The following is a 19,382-nucleotide window of genomic DNA, read 5'->3' on the forward strand; positions in this document are numbered from 1 at the left end:
AGAGGTAAAAAAGGGATCAAGCCGCCGCAACACAGGGTTGCGGCGGCCCGGGCCGGGTACCGCGGGAGCCGTGGCTCAGTTGGCCTCGGCCACTTCGACCCCGTCCAGGCCCTGCGACAGGCTGCGCGCGTCGCCGCCCTGGGCCAGCTTGATGCGCAGGCGCACCTCGTTGGCGGAGTCGGCATGGCGCAGCGCGTCCTCGTAGGAGATCTCGCCGGCCTGGTAAAGCTCGAACAGGCTCTGGTCGAAGGTCTTCATGCCCAGGTTGGTGGACTCCTTCATCACTTCCTTGAGCTTGTGGATCTCGCCGTCGCGGATGTAGTCCTGCACCAGCGGGGTGCCAAGCATGATTTCCATCGCCACCCGGCGGCCCTTGCCGTCCGGGGTCGGGATCAGCTGCTGGGCCACGACGCCCTTGAGGTTGAGCGACAGATCCATCAGCAGCTGGCCGCGCCGATCCTCGGGGAAGAAGTTGATGATGCGATCCATCGCCTGGTTGGCGTTGTTGGCGTGCAGGGTGCACAGCACCAGGTGGCCGGTCTCGGCGAAGGCGATGGCGTGATCCATGCCCTCGCGGGTGCGCACCTCGCCGATCATGATCACGTCCGGCGCCTGGCGCAGGGTGTTCTTGAGCGCGTTCTCCCAGTTGTCGGTGTCGATGCCGACCTCGCGCTGGGTGATGATGCAACCCGCGTGCTTGTGCACGAACTCGATCGGATCCTCGATGGTGATGATGTGCCCGGTCGAGTTCTGGTTGCGGTAGCCGATCATCGCCGCCAGCGAGGTGGATTTACCCGTGCCGGTGGCGCCGACGAAGATGATGATGCCGCGCTTGGTCATCGCCAGGGTCTTGACGATCGGCGGCAGGTTCAGCTCCTCGATGGTCGGGATCTTGGTCTCGATCCGGCGCAGCACCATGCCCACCTGGTTGCGCTGGTAGAAGCAGCTCACGCGGAAGCGCCCCACCCCGGACACGCCGATGGCGAAGTTGCACTCGTGGGTCTTCTCGAACTCCTCGCGCTGGGCCGGCGTCATGACGTTGAGCACCAGGTCGCGCGACTGCTGCGGGGTGAGCGGGTTCTGGGTGATGGGCGAGATCTTGCCGTGGACCTTGATCGAGGGCGGCATGCCCGCGGTGATGAACAGATCCGACGCCTTCTGGTGCGCCATCAGCTTGAGGAACGAGGTGAAATCAATGCTGCTCATGATGGGCTCCGGTTACTCGAACAGGCGCTTGTCCTTGGCGTAGTCCTTGGCCTGGGCGCGCGTGACCAGGCCGCGCTTCACCAGATCCTGCAGGTGCTGGTCGAGGGTCATCATGCCCGCCGACTGGCCGGTCTGGATCGCCGAGTACATCTGCGCCACCTTGTCCTCGCGGATCAGATTGCGGATGGCCGGGGTGCCGACCATGATTTCCCAGGCCGCGGTACGGCCGCCGCCGACCTTCTTCAGCAGCGCCTGGCTGATCACCGCACGCAGCGATTCGGACAGCATCGAGCGCACCATCGGCTTCTCGCCGGCGGGGAACACGTCGATGATGCGGTCGATGGTCTTGGCCGCGCTGGAGGTGTGCACGGTGGCAAACACCAGGTGGCCGGTCTCGGCCGCGGTCAGGGCCAGGCGGATGGTCTCGATGTCGCGCATCTCGCCGACCAGGATGTAGTCCGGGTCTTCGCGCAGCGCGCTACGCAGGGCCTCGTTGAAGCCGTGGGTGTCGCGGTGCACCTCGCGCTGGTTGATCAGGCACTTCTGCGCCGTGTGCACGAACTCGATCGGATCCTCGATGGTGAGGATGTGCCCGTACTCGTTCTTGTTGATGTGGTCGACCATCGCCGCCAGCGTGGTCGACTTGCCCGAGCCGGTCGGCCCGGTCACCAGGATCAGGCCCTGCGGCTGGTCGATGAGCTGGCGGAACACCGCCGGCGTGCCGAGGTCTTCCAGCGTGAGCACTTCGGAGGGGACGGTACGGAACACCGCCCCGGCGCCGCGGTTCTGGTTGAAGGCGTTGACGCGGAAGCGCGCCAGGCCCGGGATCTCGAACGAGAAGTCGACCTCGAGGAATTCCTCGTAGTCGCGCCGCTGCTTGTCCGACATGATGTCGTACACCAGCGCGTGCACCTGTTTGTGATCCAGCGCCGGCACGTTGATGCGGCGCACGTCGCCGTCGACCCGGATCATCGGCGGCAAGCCCGCCGAAAGATGCAGGTCGGAAGCCTTGTTCTTGACCGAGAACGCCAACAGTTCGGCGATATCCATGCGTGTCCCCTGCACAGCAGTGTCGATGCGGGCCCGGGCGGCCCCATGCGCGGCCCAAGCGTACTCCCCGCCCGCAGTATAGCCCCCTACATGCGTCACAAATCCAGCCCCGTCCAGGATTCAACGCCGCCGGCGCAACGAACCGGCCATCGCCAGGGGCAGGAGCGCGCCATGCGCGCGCTCCTACAATAGGGGCCCCGCATCACGGAGCCGGACATGACCGACCTCGCCCCCGACCCCGCCCCTTCGGCCATCGCATTCATCGGCGGCGGCAACATGGCCCGCAGCCTGATCGGCGGCCTGATCGCCGGCGGCACCGACCCCGCCCAGATCCGGGTCGCCGCCCCCAGCGAATCGACCCGGCGCGGGCTGCAGCAGGACTTCGGCGTGGCGACGTTCGAAACCGCGGCCGAAGCCGTGCAGGGCGCCGGGGTGTGGATGTTCGCGGTCAAGCCGCAGGTCATGCGCGGCGTCTGCGAAGACCTGCAGGCCGCGGCAAAGGCCGGCCGGCCGGTGGCGGTGTCGGTGGCCGCCGGCATCACCTCGACCCAGATGGAACGCTGGCTGGGCGGCGACGCGGCGGTGGTGCGGGCGATGCCCAACACCCCGTCCATGCTTGGCGCCGGCGTCACCGGGATGTACGCCAACGCGAAGGTGGACGGCGCGGGACGCAGGCGGGCCGACGCGGTGCTGGCCACCGCCGGGCCGACGGTGTGGATCGACGACGAATCGAAGATGGACGCCGTCACCGCGACCTCAGGCAGCGGCCCGGCCTACATCTTCCTGCTGGCCGAGGCGATGGAGCAGGCGGCGATCGCCAACGGCCTGCCCGACGCGGCCGCGCGCACCCTGGTGCTGCAGACCATCCTGGGCGCCGCGCGGATGCTGACCGAGTCCGGCGAGGCGCCGGCGGAGCTGCGCCGCCGCGTCACCTCCCCCGGCGGCACCACCCACGCCGCGATCACCACCTTCGAGGACGGCGGCCTGCGCGACCTCGTTGCCCGGGCGATGAACCGCGCCACCGAGCGCGGCCGCGAGCTCTCCGCCGCCAACGACGAAGCCGCCCCCGGCGGCCCCCTGTAGGAGCGCGCCATGCGCGCGAGGCCGCGTAACATCGATCCACGCCGCGCGGCTCCGGCCACGACGGCCTGTCCGGAGCTTCCCCGCAAACCAGGATTCACGCGGCTTCGCGCGCATGGCGCGCTCCTACAGGGGTGCGTGGCGTTGCTGCTGGGCGGCTGTGGAGGGGCGGCGCCGCCGGAAGGGCATGCCGGCGCGACGATGGAAGAGGCCACGGTGCGCTCGGGCGACGTCAGCATCCGCGCAAGCGTGGTGCCAACCGCCTCCCTCAACCCCGTCGTGGCCAGCCGCTACGGCATCCAGTCCGGCCCCGGCGTCGTGCTGCTGCTGGTGGGCGTGCGCCAGGGCGAGGGGATGCAGGAAACCGCCCTGCCCGCCCGCATCACCGCCACCGCCACCGACCTGCGCGGCACCCGCACCCGGATCGAGCTGCGCGAGATCCGCACCGGCGAGCTGGTCGACTACGCCGGCACCGTGCGGGTGACGCCGCCGGAGACGCTGCGCTTCGAGCTGGAAGCCGAACACGCCGCGGGCGCGCCCTCCGGCCTCTCCTTCAGCCGCGACCTCTACCCGTAGGTCGGCCCCCAGCCCCGGTTCACGACCCCCGTCGGCAGGAGCGCGCCATGCGCGCTCCTACAGGGGAGAGGTGGCCCAGCGGTGGATGATGTCGGCGATGGCGCGCACGCCGTCGGTGAGGGCGGCGGGGCCGGGCTGGAGGATCAGCGGCGATTTGATCTCGTGCAGCTCGCCGTCGCGCACGGCGGGGATGGCATCCCAGCCGGGGCGCGCGGCGACCTTTTCCGGGCGGAACTTCTTGCCGCACCATGAGCCCAGGATGATGTCCGGCGCGCGGCGCACCACCTCGGCGGCGTCGGCCAGGATGCGCTGCTTGGCCAGCGGCTCGGCGGCGCGCTCGGGAAACACGTCGTCGCCGCCGGCAATGGTGACCAGCTCGGAGACCCAGCGGATGCCGGTGATCAGCGGCTCGTCCCACTCTTCCAGATAGACCCGCGGACGGCGCGGCAGCGCGGCGGCCTCGCGCGCGATCTCGTCCAGCCCGCGCTGCAGCCCGTCCGCATAGGCGTCGGCACGCGCGCCGGCACCCACCAGGGCGCCCAGCCTGCGGACGTAATCGACGATGCCGTCGACGCTGCGGTGGTTGGCGATCCACACCTCCACCCCGCTGCGCACCAGCTCGGCGGCGATGTCGGCCTGGATGTCGGAAAAGCCGATCGCCAGATCCGGTTTGAGCCTGAGGATTTCGCCGATCTTCGCGCTGGTGAACGCGCTGACCTTGGGCTTCTCCCTGCGCGCCCGCGGCGGGCGCACGGTGAAGCCGCTGATGCCGACGATCCGATCCTGCTCGCCGAGCGCGTACAGGGTTTCGGTCGGCTCCTCGGTCAGGCAGACGATGCGCTGCGGGCCGCGGCTCACGGGTACAGCATCCGCCGCGACCAGGCGCCGTCCGCGCCGCGCTCGTAGAGCTGGCGCTCGTGCAGGCGGAATTCGGCGCCGTACCAGAACTCGATCCGCTCCGGGGCCACCCGGAACCCGCCCCAGCGCGGCGGCCGCGGCACCTGGCGGCCTTCGAACTCGCGCTCGCGCTCGGCCACGCGCTGTTCGAACAGCTCGCGCGACTCCAGCGTTTCGGACTGCGCCGAGGCCCAGGCGCCCAGCTGGCTGCCGCGCGGACGCGAAGCGAAGTAGGCGTCGGCCTCGGCGTCGTCGACGATCGACACCGCGCCCTCGATCCTCACCTGCACCCCCAGCCGCACCCGCGGCCAGTGCAGCAGCAGCGCGGCGCGCGGGTTGGCCTGCAGCTCGCCGCCCTTGCGCCCGTCCAGGTGGGTGTAGAACACGAAGCCGCGCGCGTCGTGCGCCTTGAGCAGCACAGTGCGGGCCGACGGCCGGCCGTCGGCATCGGCGCTGGCCACCACCATCGCGGTGCGGTCGGGCTCGCCGGCGGCCTCGGCCTCGTCGAACAGCAGGCCGAATGTCGCCAGTGCTTCCAGGTACGGGTCGCGGTCATTCATTGGGCTATTGTGGCGGCATGTCCGCGCCACTGCACCCGGGCCACGTCAACGCGTTCGATGCCGGCTTCGTCCAGCACATCCTCGACGACGTCCTCGCCAGCGGCGCGCGCGTCTACGGCATCACCGGCCCGCAGGGCTGCGGCAAGTCCACCCTGGCCGCGCAGCTGGCCGGCGCCGCCGCCGGACGCGGCCTGCGCATGGCCGCGGTGTCGATCGACGACTTCTACCTGGATCACGAGGCCCGCCAGGCGCTGGCGCGCAAGGTGCATCCGCTGCTGGCCACCCGCGGCCCGCCGGGCACCCACGATGTCGAACTGGCCTGCAGGATCCTGGACGCCCTGCGCGCGGGCAGGCCCGCCGCGCTGCCGCGCTTCGACAAGCTCGGCGACCGCCGCCTGCCACCCACGCAGTGGCCGGTGCTGGACGGCGCGGATCTGGTGGTGTTCGAGGGCTGGTTCCTGGGCACCCCGCCGCAGGCACAGGCGGAGCTGGCCGAGCCGGTCAACGCGCTGGAGCGCGACGAAGACCCGGACGGCCGCTGGCGACGCTGGTGCAACCAGGCCCTGGCCCGCGACTACCCGCCACTGTGGCAGCGCATCGACCGGCTGCTGTACCTGCAGCCGCCGGGTTTCGAAATAGTGCCGCAGTGGCGCTGGGATCAGGAGCGGGCGCTGGGCGAGGCCGACCCCCGGCGGCGCGGCATGGGCCGCGCGGGGGTCGAGCGATTCGTCCGCCATTTCGAGCGGGTCAGCCGCCAGGCCATGCGCACCCTGCCGGGCATCGCCGGCCTGGTGGTGCCGCTGGATGCGGCCCGCCGGCCGCTTACTCCACCACGAAGCTGATGCGCAGGTTAACGCGCCACTCGGTGACTTCGCCGCCGGCGCCGCAGACCACCTTGACCTCGTTCACCCACGCGCCCTTGATGTTCTTGACCGACTCGGAGGCCTTGGCCAGGCCCTGCTTGACCGCATCCTCCATGCTCTTGGGCGAAGAGGCGTTGAGTTCGATGACTTTGGCAACGGACATGATCTGCTCCTTACAGTTGGGGAAAACCCTGGCCCGGGGGCCGGAATTGACAACGATGCACCCGCCCCCGTCATGACGGCGCGAACGCCCGCTGGCGGCCACGGCGCCGCCGGCCGCTGCTAGCATCCCCACATGCAAGCGCCCCGCAACCTCGTCCTGGTCGGCCCGATGGGGGCCGGAAAATCCGCGATCGGCAGGCGCGTGGCCGACCGCTTCGGGCTGCGTTTCGTGGATCTGGACGAGGAAATCGAGCGCCGCACCGGTGCCAGCGTCACCACCATCTTCGACTGCGAAGGCGAGGCCGGCTTCCGCGACCGCGAGCGCGCCGCCCTGACCGCCTGCCTGGAGCAGGACGGCCAGCTTGTCGCCACCGGCGGCGGCGCGGTGCTGGATGCGCGCAACCGCGCGCTGATGCGCGAACGCGGCTTCGTCGTCCACCTGCAGGTGGACGTGCCTGCCCAGCTCAGGCGCCTGGCCCGCGACCGCAGCCGCCCGCTGCTGGCCACCGGCGAGCGCGAGGCGGTGCTGCGGCGCCTGGCGGCCGAGCGCGAGCCCCTCTACCGCGAGGTCGCCCACCTGGGCTTCGATACCGGCCAGGATGCCGCCAGCGCCGCCGCCGGGCGCCTGGCGAGGGTGCTCGCCGACCGCTGGCAAGGCGCTACGGTCGGCGCCGACTCCCCTTCCCCGCAGGCACGCCAGGCATGAGCGAATCCACGCGAACGGTCACCGTTTCGGGCGAGCGCCCCTACGGCATCCACATCGGCCCCGGCCTGCTGGCCGACGGCGCGGTGCTCGCCGCCCCGGTGCGCGGCGGCCAGGCGCTCATCGTCAGCGACGACACCGTTGCGCCGCTGTACGCGGATCGGCTGGAGATCGCGCTGCGCGGGGCAAGGCCGGAGCTGGCGGTGGCGCGCTTCATCCTGCCTGCGGGCGAGGCGTCCAAGACCCTGGAGGGATTCAGCGAAGCCATCGCCGCGCTGGCCGCCCTGGGCGCCCGCCGCGACGCCTGCGTGTTCGCGCTGGGCGGCGGCGTGATCGGCGACCTGGCCGGGTTCGCCGCGGCCTGCTGGATGCGCGGCATCGACTGCGTGCAGCTGCCCACCACCCTGCTGGCCATGGTCGACTCCTCGGTGGGCGGCAAGACCGCGGTCGACCTGGCCCAGGGCAAGAACCTGGTGGGCGCCTTCCATCCGCCGCGCGCGGTGTTCGCCGACACCTCGGCGCTGCGCACCCTGCCCGCGCGCGAGCTGCGCGCCGGCCTGGCCGAGGTGATCAAGTACGGCGCGATTGCCGATGCGCCGTTCCTGGACTGGCTGGAGGCCAACGCGGCCGCGCTGCTGGCCGGCGACGACGCGGTGCTGGCCGAGGCCATCGCGCGCAGCTGCGCGCACAAGGCGGCGATCGTGGAGCGTGACCCGTTCGAACACGGCGAGCGCGCCCTGCTCAACCTCGGCCACACGTTCGGCCACGCCATCGAGACCGCGCAGGGCTACGGCGGCCTCAACCACGGCGAGGCGGTGGCGGTGGGCATGGTGCTCGCGGCCCGGCTGTCGGAACGGCTGGGGCTGGCGCCGGCCGCGGACGGTGACCGCCTGCGGGCGCTGCTGGAGCGGTTCGGCCTGCCGGTGGCGCTGCCGCCCGGACTGGAGCCGGGCCATCTGGTGGAACTGATGCGCCTGGACAAGAAGGCCCGCGCCGGCGGCCTGCGCTTCATCGGCTGGGAAGCCGCCGGCCGCGCCCGGATGCTGGCCAACGTGCCCGAAGACGCCGTCCTCGCCGTCCTCCGGGCCCCCCTGTAGGAGCGCGCACGGCGCGCTCCTACCCCGGGGCACTGGCCTCCGGCGGTACGGACAAGCCTTACAATTGGCGGATGCGCCTGCTCCTGCAACAACGCCCCGACGGCAGCGACCCGCCCAGGTTCGTGCAGCTGATGCTGCAGCCGGATCTGCTGGGCGGCTGGACGCTGGTGCGCGAAAGCGGCCAGATCGGCGGCCGCAGCACCGTCAGGCGCCAGCAATACCTGGACCAGGCCGAGGCGTTCGCCGCCCTGGAACAGGCCCGCGACCAGCAGCTCAAGCGCGGCTTCCAGCTCATGTTCGCGCAGGGCGCGGACCTCCCCCGCGGCTGAGCATCGCGCCAAGACCAAGAGAGCACGACCTTGTCCGAGACCCTGCAAAACGACCGCTTCCTGCGCGCCCTGCGCCGCCAGCCCGTTGACCGCACGCCCGTCTGGCTGATGCGCCAGGCCGGCCGCTACCTGCCCGAGTACCGCGCCAGCCGCGCCGAGGCCGGCAGCTTCCTGAACCTGGCCAAGAACCCCGACATGGCCTGCGAGGTCACCCTGCAGCCGCTGCGCCGCTTCCCGCTGGACGCGGCGATCCTGTTCTCCGACATCCTCACCATCCCCGACGCCATGGGCCTGGGCCTGTACTTCGCCGACGGCGAGGGCCCGAAGTTCGAACGCCCGCTGCGCGACGCCGCGGCGATCGCGAAGCTCGGCGTGCCGGACATGGAAACCGAGCTGCGCTACGTCATGGACGCGGTGCGGGTGATCCGCCGCGAGCTCGGCGGCAAGGTGCCGCTGATCGGCTTCTCCGGCAGCCCGTGGACGCTGGCCTGCTACATGGTCGAGGGCGGCGGCAGCAAGAACTTCTCGATCATCAAGGCCATGGCCCACAACGACCCGAAGGCCCTGCACCAGCTGCTGGAGGTCAACACGGATGCGGTGATCGCCTACCTCGCCGCCCAGCGCGCGGCCGGCGCCCAGGCGCTGCAGGTGTTCGATACCTGGGGCGGCGTGCTCTCGCCGGCCATGTACCGCGAGTTCTCCCTGCCATACATGGCCCGCATCGCGCGCGAGCTGGAGCGCGGCGAAGGCGACGACCGCACCCCGCTGATCCTGTTCGGCCGCGGCAACGGCAACTACCTGGGCGAGCTGGCCGACACCGGCGCCGAGGGCCTGGGCGTGGACTGGCTGATGGACCTGTCCGATGCCGCCCGCGTCACCGGCGGCCGGGTCGCGCTGCAGGGCAACCTCGACCCGACCACCCTCTACGGCTCACCCGAAGCCATCCGCGGCCAGGTGCGCAAGGCGCTGGACAGCTACCGCGACGGCAACGGCGGCTCGCGCGAGGGCCACGTGTTCAACCTCGGCCACGGCATGTCGCCGGACATGAACCCCGACCACGTCGCCGTGCTGGTGGAGGAAGTGCACGCCTACAGCGCGCGCTGAGCCTACGCTCAGCGCCACACTTCCCGGCGGTGACGCGGGGGCGGATGGGCTGCGCGCACCTCGAAGGTCACCACGTCGGCCCAGCTGCGGCCGTTGCGGTCGGTGGAGGTCAGGCGCAGGGTGTGGACGCCCTCGGACAGATCGGCGGGCAGCCGCGCCTGCCACAGGTGCACGCTGCGATCGGCCCAGCCCGAGGGCTGGGGAGCGCCGGTGTTGGCCGTCGCGCCGCGGCCGCCCTCCCAGCCCTGGGTGGGCACCACCCGCGCGTTGTAGGTGGGGTTGCGCCCGGCTTCGCAGAACTCGCGCCCCGCCAGCTGCATGTCCCTGGCCGTGCATGGATACACCACGTTGTCCAGGCCGACGAACAGCACCTCGCCGATCTCGAAGGCAAAGTACGCCGGCCCCCACAGCCGCCGCCAGCTGTCCATCGAATGGGCATCGTCGGGCGCATCGAAGTCGACGTCGTGGTTGCCCGGCACCGCCCACTGCGGCAGCCCGGTCACCGAGCCCACTTCAAACAGGCGATCCAGCAGGCCCAGGTCGTCGCCGGCGACGTCACCCAGGTAGATCATGCAGTCGGCCGGCCCGTGATCCCTGGCCAGCAGGTCGGCGATGGCGCTGTCGCGGAACTGGGTGATCTCGTGGTTGGAATAGACCTGGCTGTCGCCGATCGCGGTGCAGCTGAATTGCGGCGAGGCGCCGGCCAGACGGCGCAGCGGGAAGTTCACCTGTTCCGGCGCCGGGCCGGTGTCCGCGAGCCCGCCGAAGCGCAGCGCGACCGGGCTGCCGCCGGGCTTGTGCGTATAGGAGAACTGCGGGACGTTGCGCACGTCCACCGGCACCATCCAGCCCGCAGGCTGGATCACGAACAGGTCCATGTCCGCGCGAACCGGAAGCGCGTATCCGCCCTGTTCGTCGCTGCGCACCACGTCCAGTCCGTTCGAGACCAGTACCCCGGCGACGCCCGGCTCGCCGGACTGGTGGCGGCCATCGCCGTCCAGGTCTTCGAACACGACGCCTCGGATCTCCCGGGAGTCCCGCTGCCCGGCGATGACCTCCGGCGACGCGATCCACGGCGCTGCATGGACGCCGGAGGCGGCCGCGAAAAACAGGAAAAGCAGGGCCCGGATCTTCATCGTGTCATTCACCTGATCTGTATGCGCACATCGACAAGCGCAGGCAGCCGGACCTGGGCGGCGCGGGCACCATCGACGCTTGAAACATGCGCTGGAAAGCCGGCTGGCTCAGCCGCGGATCAGGACGGGACCATGCGAAGCGAATGTGTGGCCGTCATGACAGGGCTGCTTCACCGCCCATGGCCTGTTGGCCGGTGCAAACAGGAGCGAAGCCGGCTAACGCGGTTCCACCCCCGCCAGCGCGCGGGCCAGGATCGCCCCGGTCAGCGGCTTGCGCACGAAGCGGTCGAAGCCGGCGCGCATGGCCTGCGGTTCGGAATCGGCGTCGGCGCGCGCGGTGATCGCGATCAGGGTGCCGGTGTAGCCCTGGGCGCGGAACTGGCGCGCCAGCTGGTGGCCGTCCAGCCCCGGCAGATCCAGATCCAGCAGGGCCGCGTCGGGGGCCCGCTCGGCCAGCGCCGCCAGCGCCGCCAGCGCGTGCGCGGCATGGGTCACGCCGTGGCCCTGGCGCCGCAGCAGGCCGCCGATGACCTCGGCCACGGTCGGGTCGTCCTCCACCAGCAGCAGTGACAGCGGCTGCACCGGCGCGGGCGGCGCGGTGGCCGCGGTGGTGGCCGCCGCGGTGGCGGGCAGCGGCAGCTCCACTTCGAAGCGGGAACCGCGTCCGGGCGCGCTGTCGACCGAGATCCGGCCGCCCATCCCCGCCGCCAGCTCCTGGCAGATCGCCAGGCCCAGGCCGCTGCCGCCGTAGCGCACGCCGGTCTGCGGCCGTTCGAGCTGTTCAAAGCGCCGGAACAGGCGCTCGCGCTGCTCGGCATTGAGCCCCGGGCCGGTGTCGGCCACGACGAACCGCACCACGTCGCCCTCGCCGCGCTGCACGCCCAGCTCGACGTGGCCGCGCTCGGTGAACTTGATCGCATTGCCCAGCAGGTTCAGCAGGATCTGGCGCACCCGCACCACGTCGCCCAGCACCCACTGCGGCACCCCGTCGTCCACGTAGCTGCGGAACTCCAGGCCACGCTGGCCCACCAGCGGCGCGTTCATCGTCCTGCACTCCTCCAGCAGCTGGTGCAGGTCGAACGGCATGTGCTCGAAGTGCAGCCTGCCGGCCTCGATCCGGGCCAGGTCGAGCGCATCGTTGAGCAGCCTGAGCAGGTGGTCGCCGGCGTCGTGGATCGACTCCGCGTAGCGCCGCTGGCGGTCGGCCAGCGGCGTGCCCAGCAACAGCTCGCTCATCCCCAGCACGCCGGTCATCGGCGTGCGCACCTCGTGCCCGAGGGTGGCCAGGAAGCGGGTCTTGGCCATCGACGCCTGTTCGGCCAGTTCGCGCTTGTGCTCGGCCAGCTGCCACTCGTGGCGGCGCCGCAGCCGCGCGCGGTAGGCATGCGCCAGCGCCCAGGCCAGGGCCAGCGCCAGCAGCGCGAACAGGGCGATCGCCGTCGGCGTGCGCCACCACGGCGGAGCAACCCGGAAACGGAGGGTCTCCGTCCCCGACCACTGGTTGTCACCGTTGCGCGCCATCACCTCGAGCGTCCAGGCGCCGGCGGGCAGCTGCGAGAACACCCGCTCGCCGCTGGCGCCGACATCGACCCAGTCATCGTCGTAGTCGGCCAGGCGGAAGCGGTAGTGGTTGGCCGCGGGATTGCGGAACGACAGCAGCCTGGCGGTCACCCGCAGGTCGCGATCACCATGCTCCATCGTGAACGGCTGGCCGGGCGCGAACGCCGGCCGCCCGCGCACCTGTGCCGCGGTGATCACCAGGTTGGGCTCCAGCGGGATCTCCTTTGCCGCCGCCGGATCGAACACCACCAGCCCGTCCGGCGTTCCCACCAGCAGCCGGCCGCTGGCCGGGTCGCGCAGCGGCGGATTGCGCATGTCCTGGCTGGGCAGGCCGTCGCCCACCGACCAGCTGCGCACGCTCCTGTCCGCCGTATCCACCCGCACCAGTCCACGGGTGCTGGTCAGCCACACCCCTCCGCTGTCCCCGGCGGCCACGCCGCTGAAGGCAACCAGGGGCAGATGGTGGCTGGTATCCAGGTGCAGGGTCGGCTGCAGCTCAGCGCCGTCCCAGCGCCAGGCCCACATTTCGCCGGTTCCGGCGGCCCACACCCGGTCGCCGTCCACCGACAGCGCGGTCACCATCGCGCTGCCGGCGCCGGGCACGTCTTCCCAGCCGTCGCCTTCGGCGTTGAGCCGGCGCAGCCCGCGGGTGGTGCCGAGCCACGGGCGCCCGTCGGGCCCGGACGCCATCGCCTTGACGTTCTCGTCCTCATCCAGCCCGCTGCCATCGCCCTGGGTGAAGTCGGCCAGGAGCCGGCCCTCCAGGTCACGCGCCTGCAGGTGGGTTTCTCCGCCGGCCATCCACAGCCGCCCGTCGGGAGTCTCGACGAACTCGCCCACCGCCGCCCGCACCGGCACCGCATCGTGCTCCTGGCGGTCGTCCCAGCGCCGCAGCGCACCGGTGTCCGGCTCCAGCCGCGCCAGCCCGGACGAATAGCCCACCCACACGTTGCCGCGGCTGTCCTCCAGGACGCCGCTCAGCATCAGTCCCTGGCCGACATCCTCCATCACCCGCTGCACCGCGCCGGTCGCCGGATCAAAGCGATCCAGCGCCCCGCTGCTGCCCACCAGCCACACGCCGCCACCCCGTGCCGGCGACATCCCCAGCACGTTGGCATTGCCCAGCGTCGCCGGATCACCGACCCGGCGCACGTAGATGGAGAAGCGGCGCCAGGAGGCGGGCACGTACCACAGGCCGTGGCTGCTGCTGAGCAGCCACACCCCGCCCTCGCGATCCTCGATCACCTCCGACCAGTAGGGCCGGACTTCGCCGCGCGAGGACTCGCTGTACAGCGGCACCACGCTGACCGGCCCGTACGGGTCTTCGGCAAAGCCCAGGCCGGCGCGGATGTCCAGCCAGAAATCGCCGCGGCTGTCCTGCGCCAGCACCTGGTTCACCCGGCGGTCGATGTGCTCGCCCCAGGCCTCGCCGGAGCCGCTGCCGTCGGGGTGCCACCGGGCGACGCCGCCGGCGGTGCCGATCCACAGCGTGCCGTCGGGCTCGAAGGCCAGGGCGTTGATCCGGCTATCGGGCAGCAGCTCCGCCGGCACGCGCTCGAAATCGCTGCCCGTCCAGCGCGCCACGCCGTCGCGGGTGCCCAGCCACACCGAACCGTCGGGCGCGATATCAACCACGCTCACCGCAGCCGAGGGCAGGCTCCGTGGATCGTCGGCGACGGGCATGTAGCGTTCCACCTCGCCGCCGGGGTGCCGCCGGTACAGGCCGGAGCTGGCGGTGCCGAACCACACGCTGTCGTCCCGATCCACCGCCAGCGCCCACACCTGCTCGCCTTCCACCTCGGACACGCCGAGCTCCGCCGTGTCGTGGAAGCGGCCGGTGGCCGGGTCGTAGCGCAGCAGCCCGGCAAACCGGGTGCCCATCCACACCCGCCCCTGCGAATCGATGTCCACTCCCCACAGGAAGCTGTCGGCCAGGCCGTCCTCGGCCCGCCAGATGCGGAATCCGGTGCCGTCGTAGCGCGCCAGGCCGTCGGAGGTGGCCAGCCACAGGAAGCCCTCGCGATCCTCGGCCATGTCGCTGACGTTGTTGGAGGGCAGGCCGTCGGCCACCGACAGCTGCCGCGGGCGCGGAATCTCGCCGGCCGCGTGCGCGGTCGCCGTGGCCAGCATGGCCACCACCAGCAACGCCCATTTCAGGATCGACATCAGGCCGGCCTCGATCGTCCGCTCCCCCGGCCGACAAGGGTAACCCCGACGCCCGCCCGGCGAGCGGACGGGCCGTGGTTCAGGCATCCGCCGGCGCTGATCCGCCGGCCCCCGCCAGCAGGCCGGCAAGCGCCGTCGCCAGCGCCGCGCCGCCGATCGGCTTGCGCAGGAAGGCATCGCAGCCGGCCTGGCGCGCCAGCGGCTCGGCGGCCGGGTCGGCGCGCGCGGTCAGGGCCACGATCGGCCGCCGCCAGCCCTGCGCCCGCAGCTGCCGGGCCAACGCCACGCCGTCGATCCCGGGCAGGTCGAGGTCGAGCAGCACCAGGTCAAACTCGCCGCGCCGCAGCTCGGCCAGCGCGGCCAGCCCGTGGCTGGCAAGGGTGGGGGCGTAGCCCTGCTCCACCAGCAGCCCGGCCAGCACCTCGGCCACCGTCGGCTCGTCCTCCACCAGCAGCACCCGCGCGCCCTGCCCCTGCGCGGCCTGCGCCGGCTGCACGGGGGCCACGACGCGGGCCTCCGGCAGCGGCAGTTCCACGCTGAAGCGCGAGCCCCTGCCGGGGGCGCTCTCGACCCGGATCCTGCCCTGCATCTGCGCTGCCAGCTCCTGGCAGATCGCAAGCCCCAGCCCGCTGCCGCCGTAGCGCGAGGCGGTGCGCGCGCCGTCGGCCTGCTCGAAGCGCCGGAACAGGCGCGATTTCTGCTCCTCGTTCAGCCCGGGCCCGGTGTCGGCAACGGTGAAGCACACCCCGGCCGGCGTCATCGGCCGAACCGACAGCGCCACCTCACCACGGTCGGTGAACTTGATCGCGTTGCCCGCCAGGTTCAGCAGGATCTGGCGGATCCGCACCTGGTCGCCCAGCAGGCCTTCCGGCACGCCCGGATCCACGTCCACCCGCCAGGCCAGGCCGCGCCGCTGCGCCAGCGGCCCGGTCAGCGCAGCGACCTCCTGGATCATCACCCGGGGATCGAACGGCTGCGGATCCAGCTCCAGCTTGCCGGCCTCGATCCGGGCCAGGTCCAGGGCGTCGTTGACCAGCCGCATCAGGTGGTCGCCGGCGCGGCGGATGGATTCGGCATAGCCGCGCTGGCGCTCGTCCAGCCCGGTGCCGAGCAGCAGCTCGCTCATGCCCAGCACCCCGGTCATGGGCGTGCGCACCTCGTGGCCCAGGGTGGCCAGGAACCGCGTCTTGGCCTCCGAGGCGCGGTGGGCCAGCTCGCGTTCCTGGCGCACCCGCTGCATCGCCATGCGCTCGCGCACCCGGCGCCGCACCGTGGACACGACCCAGCCGCCCAACAGCAGCGCGGCAAGCACGTAGGCCGCCCGCGCCCGGCCCGTCCGCCACCACGGCGCGGCCACCTCGAAGGCAAACGTATTCGGCTCCGACCACAGGCTCATCGGATTGCGCCCCATCACCTCCAGCCGGTAGTGGCCCGGCGCCAGGGCCGGGAACACCCGCTCGCCGGCGGCGCCGGTCTCCACCCAGTCCGCGTCGTAGCCGTGCAGCAGGAAGCGGTAGCGGCTGTGGCGGGCGGAGTTGAAGCCGGCCAGCCGCGCGTGCACCCGCATCTCGTGGTCACGCCAGCCCAGGCGCAGCGGGCTGTCCGGGTCGAGCTGGCGCACGCCGTCGCGCCCGCGCACCTCGACCGTCTTGATCGACAGCGTCGGCATCGCCTCGTCGGGGCGCACCGCCGCCGGATCGAAGATCACCAGCCCGGCGCCGGTGGACATGTGCATGCGCCCGTCCAATCCGCGCGCCACCGGCGCGGTGGTGATGTCCTGCGCCGGCAGCCCGTGGCTGACCCCGAACACGTTCACCATCCGCCGCTGCGGATCCACCCGCACCAGGCCCCGGGCGCCGGTCAGCCAGACCACGCCGTCGGCGTCCACGGACATGCCGATGAAGTCCACCAGCGGCATGCCGTCCGCCGAACCCAGCCGAATCTCCGGCTCCAGCTGCACGCCATCCCAGCGGAAAGACGCCAGCGCTCCCGAACCGGCGAGCCAGACCCGCTGGTGTCCTTCCACCGCGAACAGCCCGACCTCCCCCTCCGGGGCGCCCGGCACCGGCTCCAGCTCCCGCGTGCCGGAGTTCCACAGCAGCAGCCCCGGCTCGCCGGCCACCCAGAGCGCGCCGTCGGGGCCGCGGCCGGCGTGGCTGATGTAGCGCCCGGCCTCCAGCCCCCGGCCGTCGCCGGGAACCACCCTTTCCCGGACAAGCCCGTCACGGTCGCGCGCCTGCAGGCCGCCGTAGTTGGACACCGTCCACACCAGTCCCCCGGCCGCCTGCACCAGCGCCGCGGGCCGCCCCGCCGGCACGGGATCGGACGCCTGGTCGGCATGCCACATGCGCATGCCGGCACCTGCGCGGTCATAGCGGGCCAGGCCGCCGTGGAAGCCGATCCAGACGTTGCCCGCGTCGTCCTCGAGCACGGCTTCGGGCACGTAGTCCTCGGTATCGCTGTAGACGTGCTGGACGTGGCCGCTGCCCGGATCAAGCAGATCCAGCACGCCGCTGTTGCCCACCATCCAGACGCCGCCACCGGCCGCCGGCGCCACCGCGGTGACGTCGATGTTGGCCGGGGTGCGCGGATCGTCCGGGTTGTGCGAGAGCACCGAGAACTGCCGCCAGTTCGGCGCCAGGTACCACAGGCCGGCGTCATCGCTGCCCAGCCACAGCCCGCCCTCATGATCCTCGTGCGCCGCCGACCACGCCGGCTTGACCCGGCCCTGGCGCAGCTCGCTGTAGGTGCCCACGACGTCGATGTGCCCGGCGCGGCCCATCGCCAGGCCGGCGAAGGATTCAAGCCAGTACTGCCCGCCCGAATCGCGCAGCAGCACGCCGTAGATCCGCCCCGAGCGTTCGTCCTGCTGCCAGGGCAGTGCCTGCGAGAACCTGCCGTCGCGCCCGACCACCCCCGCGCCCTGCGGCAGCCCGACCCACAGCTGGCCGTCATCGCCGGGCGCCAGCCCCAGCAGGATCGGATCGGCCGGCAGGCCCGCGACCGTCTCAAAGCCCTCGCCCGTCCAGCGCGCCAGGCCGCCGCGGGTGCCGGCCCAGAGCGTGCCGTCACCGGTGACCGCCAGCAGCGGCACGCTCGCCGACGGCAGGCTGTGCGGGTCGTCCGGATCGGGCATGAAACGCTGCATCCGCCCGTCCGGATCGATCCGGAACAGCCCCGAGCCCCCGGTGCCGAACCACACCGCACCGTCGCCGGTTCCGGCCACGCTCCAGATGATGCTGTCCCCGGCCGTATCCGGATCAACGGCGTCCATGCGCTCGAACCGCCCATGCTCGCGATCCAGCACCACCAGCCCGCCGGTGGTGGCGACCCACAGCCGGTCACCGGCATCCACGTGCAGGCCGAGCACGTGGTTGGCCGGCAACCCTTCTTCCCTGCGCCAGATCCGGAAACCGACCCCGTCGTAGCGCGCCAGCCCGTCGCCGGTTCCGATCCACAGATATCCGCTGCGGTCTTCGGCCAGCGCGTGCACCGCATTGGACGGCAGGCCATCGGCCACCGTCATCTGCCGCAGCCGCGGCGTCTCGGGCAGACTGGCCCGGGCGGTGGCCGCCGCCATGACAAGCAGGCCGATGATCGCTACCTTGCGAAGCATGCTCCGTGCATCCCCTCACCCCCCGGTGAAGCCGCATCCTCGCAACGGCGCGGCGCGGGCGCAACCGCGCTGCGGCCGGGGAATCCCGCCCGCCATCGCCGCGGGCGCGCTGGCCGCGCTGCTGGCACTCGCCGGCGACGTGGCCGCCCAGGCCCGCACCTACGCCCTGGATCCGGTGCACACGCGGGTGATGTTCGCGGTCGACCACGCCGGCTTCTCGCGCGCCATCGGCACCGTCTCCGGCACCACCGGCACCCTGCTGCTGGATCCCGACGACCGGGCCAGCGCGCGGGTCGAGGCGCGCGTACCGATGCAGCGGCTGGATCTGGGCGACGCGGACTGGAACCGCGCCACCCTGGCCGGCAACCTGCTCGACGCCGGGCGCCACCCGCACGCGGTGTTCGTCTCCACGCGCGTCGAAACCGCCGGCGAGCGCCGCATGCGCATCCACGGCCGGCTGACCCTGCGCGGCGTCACCCGCCCGGTGGTGCTGAACGCGGTGATGAACGACCTGCGCCGCCACCCCCTGCCGCCGTTCCGCCGCACCGCCGGATTCTCCGCCGTCACCATGCTCAGCCGCAGCGACTTCGGCATCACCTCCTGGCCCGGCGTGATCGGCGACGACGTCGAACTGCGGCTAGAAGTCGAGGCCATCGCCGACCCGGACGCGGGCTTCACCGAACCAGGCAACGAAGGTGCCCTGGAAGAATGACGCCACCCGCTGGGGCGACATCAGCCAGCTCCTGCACTGGCTGGTGGTCGCGCTGATCCTGCTCCAGGGCCCGCTCGGCCTGCTCATGGCCAACATGCCCAACAGCCCCGACAAGATCCGCGCCTACGCCCTGCACAAATCGATCGGCCTGACTGTCCTCGCCCTGGCCGCGCTGCGCCTGGCCTGGCGGCTTCACGCCCAAGCCCCCGCGCCGGTGCCCGGCACCCCACCCTGGCAGGAACGCGCCGCGCGGATCTCCCACGCCCTCCTGTACGCGCTGCTGTTCGCGCTCCCGTTCAGCGGCTGGCTGTTCAACTCCGCCGCCGGCTTCCCGCTGCAGTGGTTCGGCCTGTTCAACCTGCCCGCCCTCGCCGCCAGCGACCCGGCCCTGCGCGAGCTTGCCGGCACCGTGCACCTGTGGCTGTTCCTGCTGCTGGTGGCAGTGGCCCTGGTGCACGCCGGCGCCGCCCTGCACCACCACCTCGTCCTGCGCGACGCCACCCTGGCGCGGATGCTTCCGCGCGGCTGGCTGCGCCCGCGCCGGCCCGACCACTGAGGATCACCC

General features: G+C 72.1%; 17 protein-coding genes. 9 read left to right on the top strand and 8 right to left on the bottom strand.

Annotated elements, in window-relative coordinates; genetic code table 11:
* Positions 1-75: 75 nt before the first annotated feature.
* Positions 76-1,206 carry a PilT/PilU family type 4a pilus ATPase gene (locus ACOZ90_RS06020; protein ID WP_422892738.1) on the bottom strand — a complete coding sequence of 377 codons (1,131 nt, stop codon included), beginning with the start codon at positions 1,204-1,206 and terminating at the stop codon, positions 76-78.
* Positions 1,207-1,218: 12 nt separating this feature from the next.
* On the bottom strand, positions 1,219-2,256 hold the full coding sequence (locus ACOZ90_RS06025) for a type IV pilus twitching motility protein PilT (protein ID WP_422892739.1): 1,038 nt from the start codon (positions 2,254-2,256) through the stop codon (positions 1,219-1,221).
* A 216-nt stretch (positions 2,257-2,472) separates the two neighbouring features.
* Between ACOZ90_RS06025 and proC the strand changes: the two genes are divergently transcribed.
* Positions 2,473-3,339 carry a pyrroline-5-carboxylate reductase gene (gene proC / locus ACOZ90_RS06030; protein ID WP_422892740.1) on the top strand — a complete coding sequence of 289 codons (867 nt, stop codon included), beginning with the start codon at positions 2,473-2,475 and terminating at the stop codon, positions 3,337-3,339.
* Between the two features lie 198 nt (positions 3,340-3,537).
* On the top strand, positions 3,538-3,912 hold the full coding sequence (locus ACOZ90_RS06035) for a DUF4426 domain-containing protein (protein WP_422892741.1): 375 nt from the start codon (positions 3,538-3,540) through the stop codon (positions 3,910-3,912).
* A gap of 57 nt (positions 3,913-3,969) precedes the next feature.
* On the opposite strand, the gene ACOZ90_RS06040 is transcribed toward ACOZ90_RS06035, so the two are convergent.
* Together ACOZ90_RS06040 and pdxH are read right to left on the bottom strand one after the other, a co-directional pair.
* Positions 3,970-4,770 carry a cobalamin-binding protein gene (locus ACOZ90_RS06040; RefSeq protein WP_422892742.1) on the bottom strand — a complete coding sequence of 267 codons (801 nt, stop codon included), beginning with the start codon at positions 4,768-4,770 and terminating at the stop codon, positions 3,970-3,972.
* Positions 4,767-5,369 carry a pyridoxamine 5'-phosphate oxidase gene (gene pdxH / locus ACOZ90_RS06045; RefSeq protein WP_422892743.1) on the bottom strand — a complete coding sequence of 201 codons (603 nt, stop codon included), beginning with the start codon at positions 5,367-5,369 and terminating at the stop codon, positions 4,767-4,769. The genes ACOZ90_RS06040 and pdxH overlap by 4 nt, the downstream gene beginning before the upstream one ends.
* 17 nt (positions 5,370-5,386) lie before the next feature.
* On the opposite strand from pdxH, the gene ACOZ90_RS06050 reads away from it, so the two are divergent.
* Positions 5,387-6,211 (top strand): kinase, encoded by an 825-nt coding sequence (locus ACOZ90_RS06050; protein WP_422892744.1) that lies wholly within the window; start codon positions 5,387-5,389, stop codon positions 6,209-6,211.
* Here ACOZ90_RS06050 and ACOZ90_RS06055 read toward each other — a convergent pair.
* Positions 6,192-6,395, bottom strand: coding sequence for a dodecin family protein (locus ACOZ90_RS06055; RefSeq protein ID WP_422892745.1), 204 nt, complete (start codon positions 6,393-6,395; stop codon positions 6,192-6,194). The genes ACOZ90_RS06050 and ACOZ90_RS06055 overlap by 20 nt on opposite strands.
* A 132-nt stretch (positions 6,396-6,527) precedes the next feature.
* Here ACOZ90_RS06055 and ACOZ90_RS06060 point away from each other — a divergent pair, with 132 nt between their 5' ends.
* The 4 genes from ACOZ90_RS06060 to hemE all read left to right on the top strand — a co-directional run bounded on the left by ACOZ90_RS06060 (position 6,528) and on the right by hemE (position 9,627).
* Positions 6,528-7,100 carry a shikimate kinase gene (locus ACOZ90_RS06060; protein WP_422892746.1) on the top strand — a complete coding sequence of 191 codons (573 nt, stop codon included), beginning with the start codon at positions 6,528-6,530 and terminating at the stop codon, positions 7,098-7,100.
* Positions 7,097-8,194, top strand: coding sequence for a 3-dehydroquinate synthase (gene aroB / locus ACOZ90_RS06065; protein ID WP_422892747.1), 1,098 nt, complete (start codon positions 7,097-7,099; stop codon positions 8,192-8,194). Before ACOZ90_RS06060 ends, aroB begins: the two co-directional genes overlap by 4 nt.
* Before the next feature lie 71 nt (positions 8,195-8,265).
* Entirely contained in the window at positions 8,266-8,523 is a 258-nt protein-coding gene (locus ACOZ90_RS06070) for a hypothetical protein (RefSeq protein WP_422892748.1), read from the top strand.
* Between the two features lie 42 nt (positions 8,524-8,565).
* On the top strand, positions 8,566-9,627 hold the full coding sequence (hemE, locus tag ACOZ90_RS06075; RefSeq protein WP_422892864.1) for a uroporphyrinogen decarboxylase: 1,062 nt from the start codon (positions 8,566-8,568) through the stop codon (positions 9,625-9,627).
* Positions 9,628-9,635: 8 nt separating this feature from the next.
* On the opposite strand, the gene ACOZ90_RS06080 is transcribed toward hemE, so the two are convergent.
* The 3 genes from ACOZ90_RS06080 to ACOZ90_RS06090 all read right to left on the bottom strand — a co-directional run bounded on the left by ACOZ90_RS06080 (position 9,636) and on the right by ACOZ90_RS06090 (position 18,105).
* Positions 9,636-10,763, bottom strand: a complete 1,128-nt coding sequence (locus tag ACOZ90_RS06080) for a metallophosphoesterase N-terminal domain-containing protein (RefSeq protein WP_422892749.1) — start codon at positions 10,761-10,763, stop codon at positions 9,636-9,638.
* A gap of 216 nt (positions 10,764-10,979) precedes the next feature.
* Entirely contained in the window at positions 10,980-14,489 is a 3,510-nt protein-coding gene (locus ACOZ90_RS06085) for an ATP-binding protein (protein ID WP_422892750.1), read from the bottom strand.
* Between the two features lie 79 nt (positions 14,490-14,568).
* Complete coding sequence (locus tag ACOZ90_RS06090; protein WP_422892751.1) at positions 14,569-18,105, bottom strand: hybrid sensor histidine kinase/response regulator; 3,537 nt, start codon at positions 18,103-18,105, stop codon at positions 14,569-14,571.
* Between the two features lie 82 nt (positions 18,106-18,187).
* Between ACOZ90_RS06090 and ACOZ90_RS06095 the strand changes: the two genes are divergently transcribed.
* Complete coding sequence (locus ACOZ90_RS06095; RefSeq protein WP_422892865.1) at positions 18,188-18,817, top strand: YceI family protein; 630 nt, start codon at positions 18,188-18,190, stop codon at positions 18,815-18,817.
* On the top strand, positions 18,801-19,373 hold the full coding sequence (locus tag ACOZ90_RS06100; protein ID WP_422892752.1) for a cytochrome b: 573 nt from the start codon (positions 18,801-18,803) through the stop codon (positions 19,371-19,373). Before ACOZ90_RS06095 ends, ACOZ90_RS06100 begins: the two co-directional genes overlap by 17 nt.
* Positions 19,374-19,382: the final 9 nt, after the last annotated feature.

It is taken from the genome of Luteimonas dalianensis, from assembly GCF_049339425.1.
Lineage (GTDB): Bacteria > Pseudomonadota > Gammaproteobacteria > Xanthomonadales > Xanthomonadaceae > Luteimonas > Luteimonas dalianensis.

What these genes read in the sequence shown, in the direction of transcription:
- aroB (WP_422892747.1), top strand. Translation starts at nt 7,097, where the DNA reads ATGAGCGAATCCACGCGAACGGTCACCGTTTCGGGCGAGCGCCCCTAC.
- ACOZ90_RS06090 (WP_422892751.1), bottom strand. Translation starts at nt 18,105, where the DNA reads ATGCTTCGCAAGGTAGCGATCATCGGCCTGCTTGTCATGGCGGCGGCC.
- ACOZ90_RS06055 (WP_422892745.1), bottom strand. Translation starts at nt 6,395, where the DNA reads ATGTCCGTTGCCAAAGTCATCGAACTCAACGCCTCTTCGCCCAAGAGC.
- ACOZ90_RS06035 (WP_422892741.1), top strand. Translation starts at nt 3,538, where the DNA reads ATGGAAGAGGCCACGGTGCGCTCGGGCGACGTCAGCATCCGCGCAAGC.
- ACOZ90_RS06085 (WP_422892750.1), bottom strand. Translation starts at nt 14,489, where the DNA reads ATGTCGATCCTGAAATGGGCGTTGCTGGTGGTGGCCATGCTGGCCACG.
- ACOZ90_RS06060 (WP_422892746.1), top strand. Translation starts at nt 6,528, where the DNA reads ATGCAAGCGCCCCGCAACCTCGTCCTGGTCGGCCCGATGGGGGCCGGA.
- ACOZ90_RS06020 (WP_422892738.1), bottom strand. Translation starts at nt 1,206, where the DNA reads ATGAGCAGCATTGATTTCACCTCGTTCCTCAAGCTGATGGCGCACCAG.
- ACOZ90_RS06050 (WP_422892744.1), top strand. Translation starts at nt 5,387, where the DNA reads ATGTCCGCGCCACTGCACCCGGGCCACGTCAACGCGTTCGATGCCGGC.
- ACOZ90_RS06080 (WP_422892749.1), bottom strand. Translation starts at nt 10,763, where the DNA reads ATGAAGATCCGGGCCCTGCTTTTCCTGTTTTTCGCGGCCGCCTCCGGC.
- ACOZ90_RS06025 (WP_422892739.1), bottom strand. Translation starts at nt 2,256, where the DNA reads ATGGATATCGCCGAACTGTTGGCGTTCTCGGTCAAGAACAAGGCTTCC.
- pdxH (WP_422892743.1), bottom strand. Translation starts at nt 5,369, where the DNA reads ATGAATGACCGCGACCCGTACCTGGAAGCACTGGCGACATTCGGCCTG.
- ACOZ90_RS06070 (WP_422892748.1), top strand. Translation starts at nt 8,266, where the DNA reads ATGCGCCTGCTCCTGCAACAACGCCCCGACGGCAGCGACCCGCCCAGG.
- proC (WP_422892740.1), top strand. Translation starts at nt 2,473, where the DNA reads ATGACCGACCTCGCCCCCGACCCCGCCCCTTCGGCCATCGCATTCATC.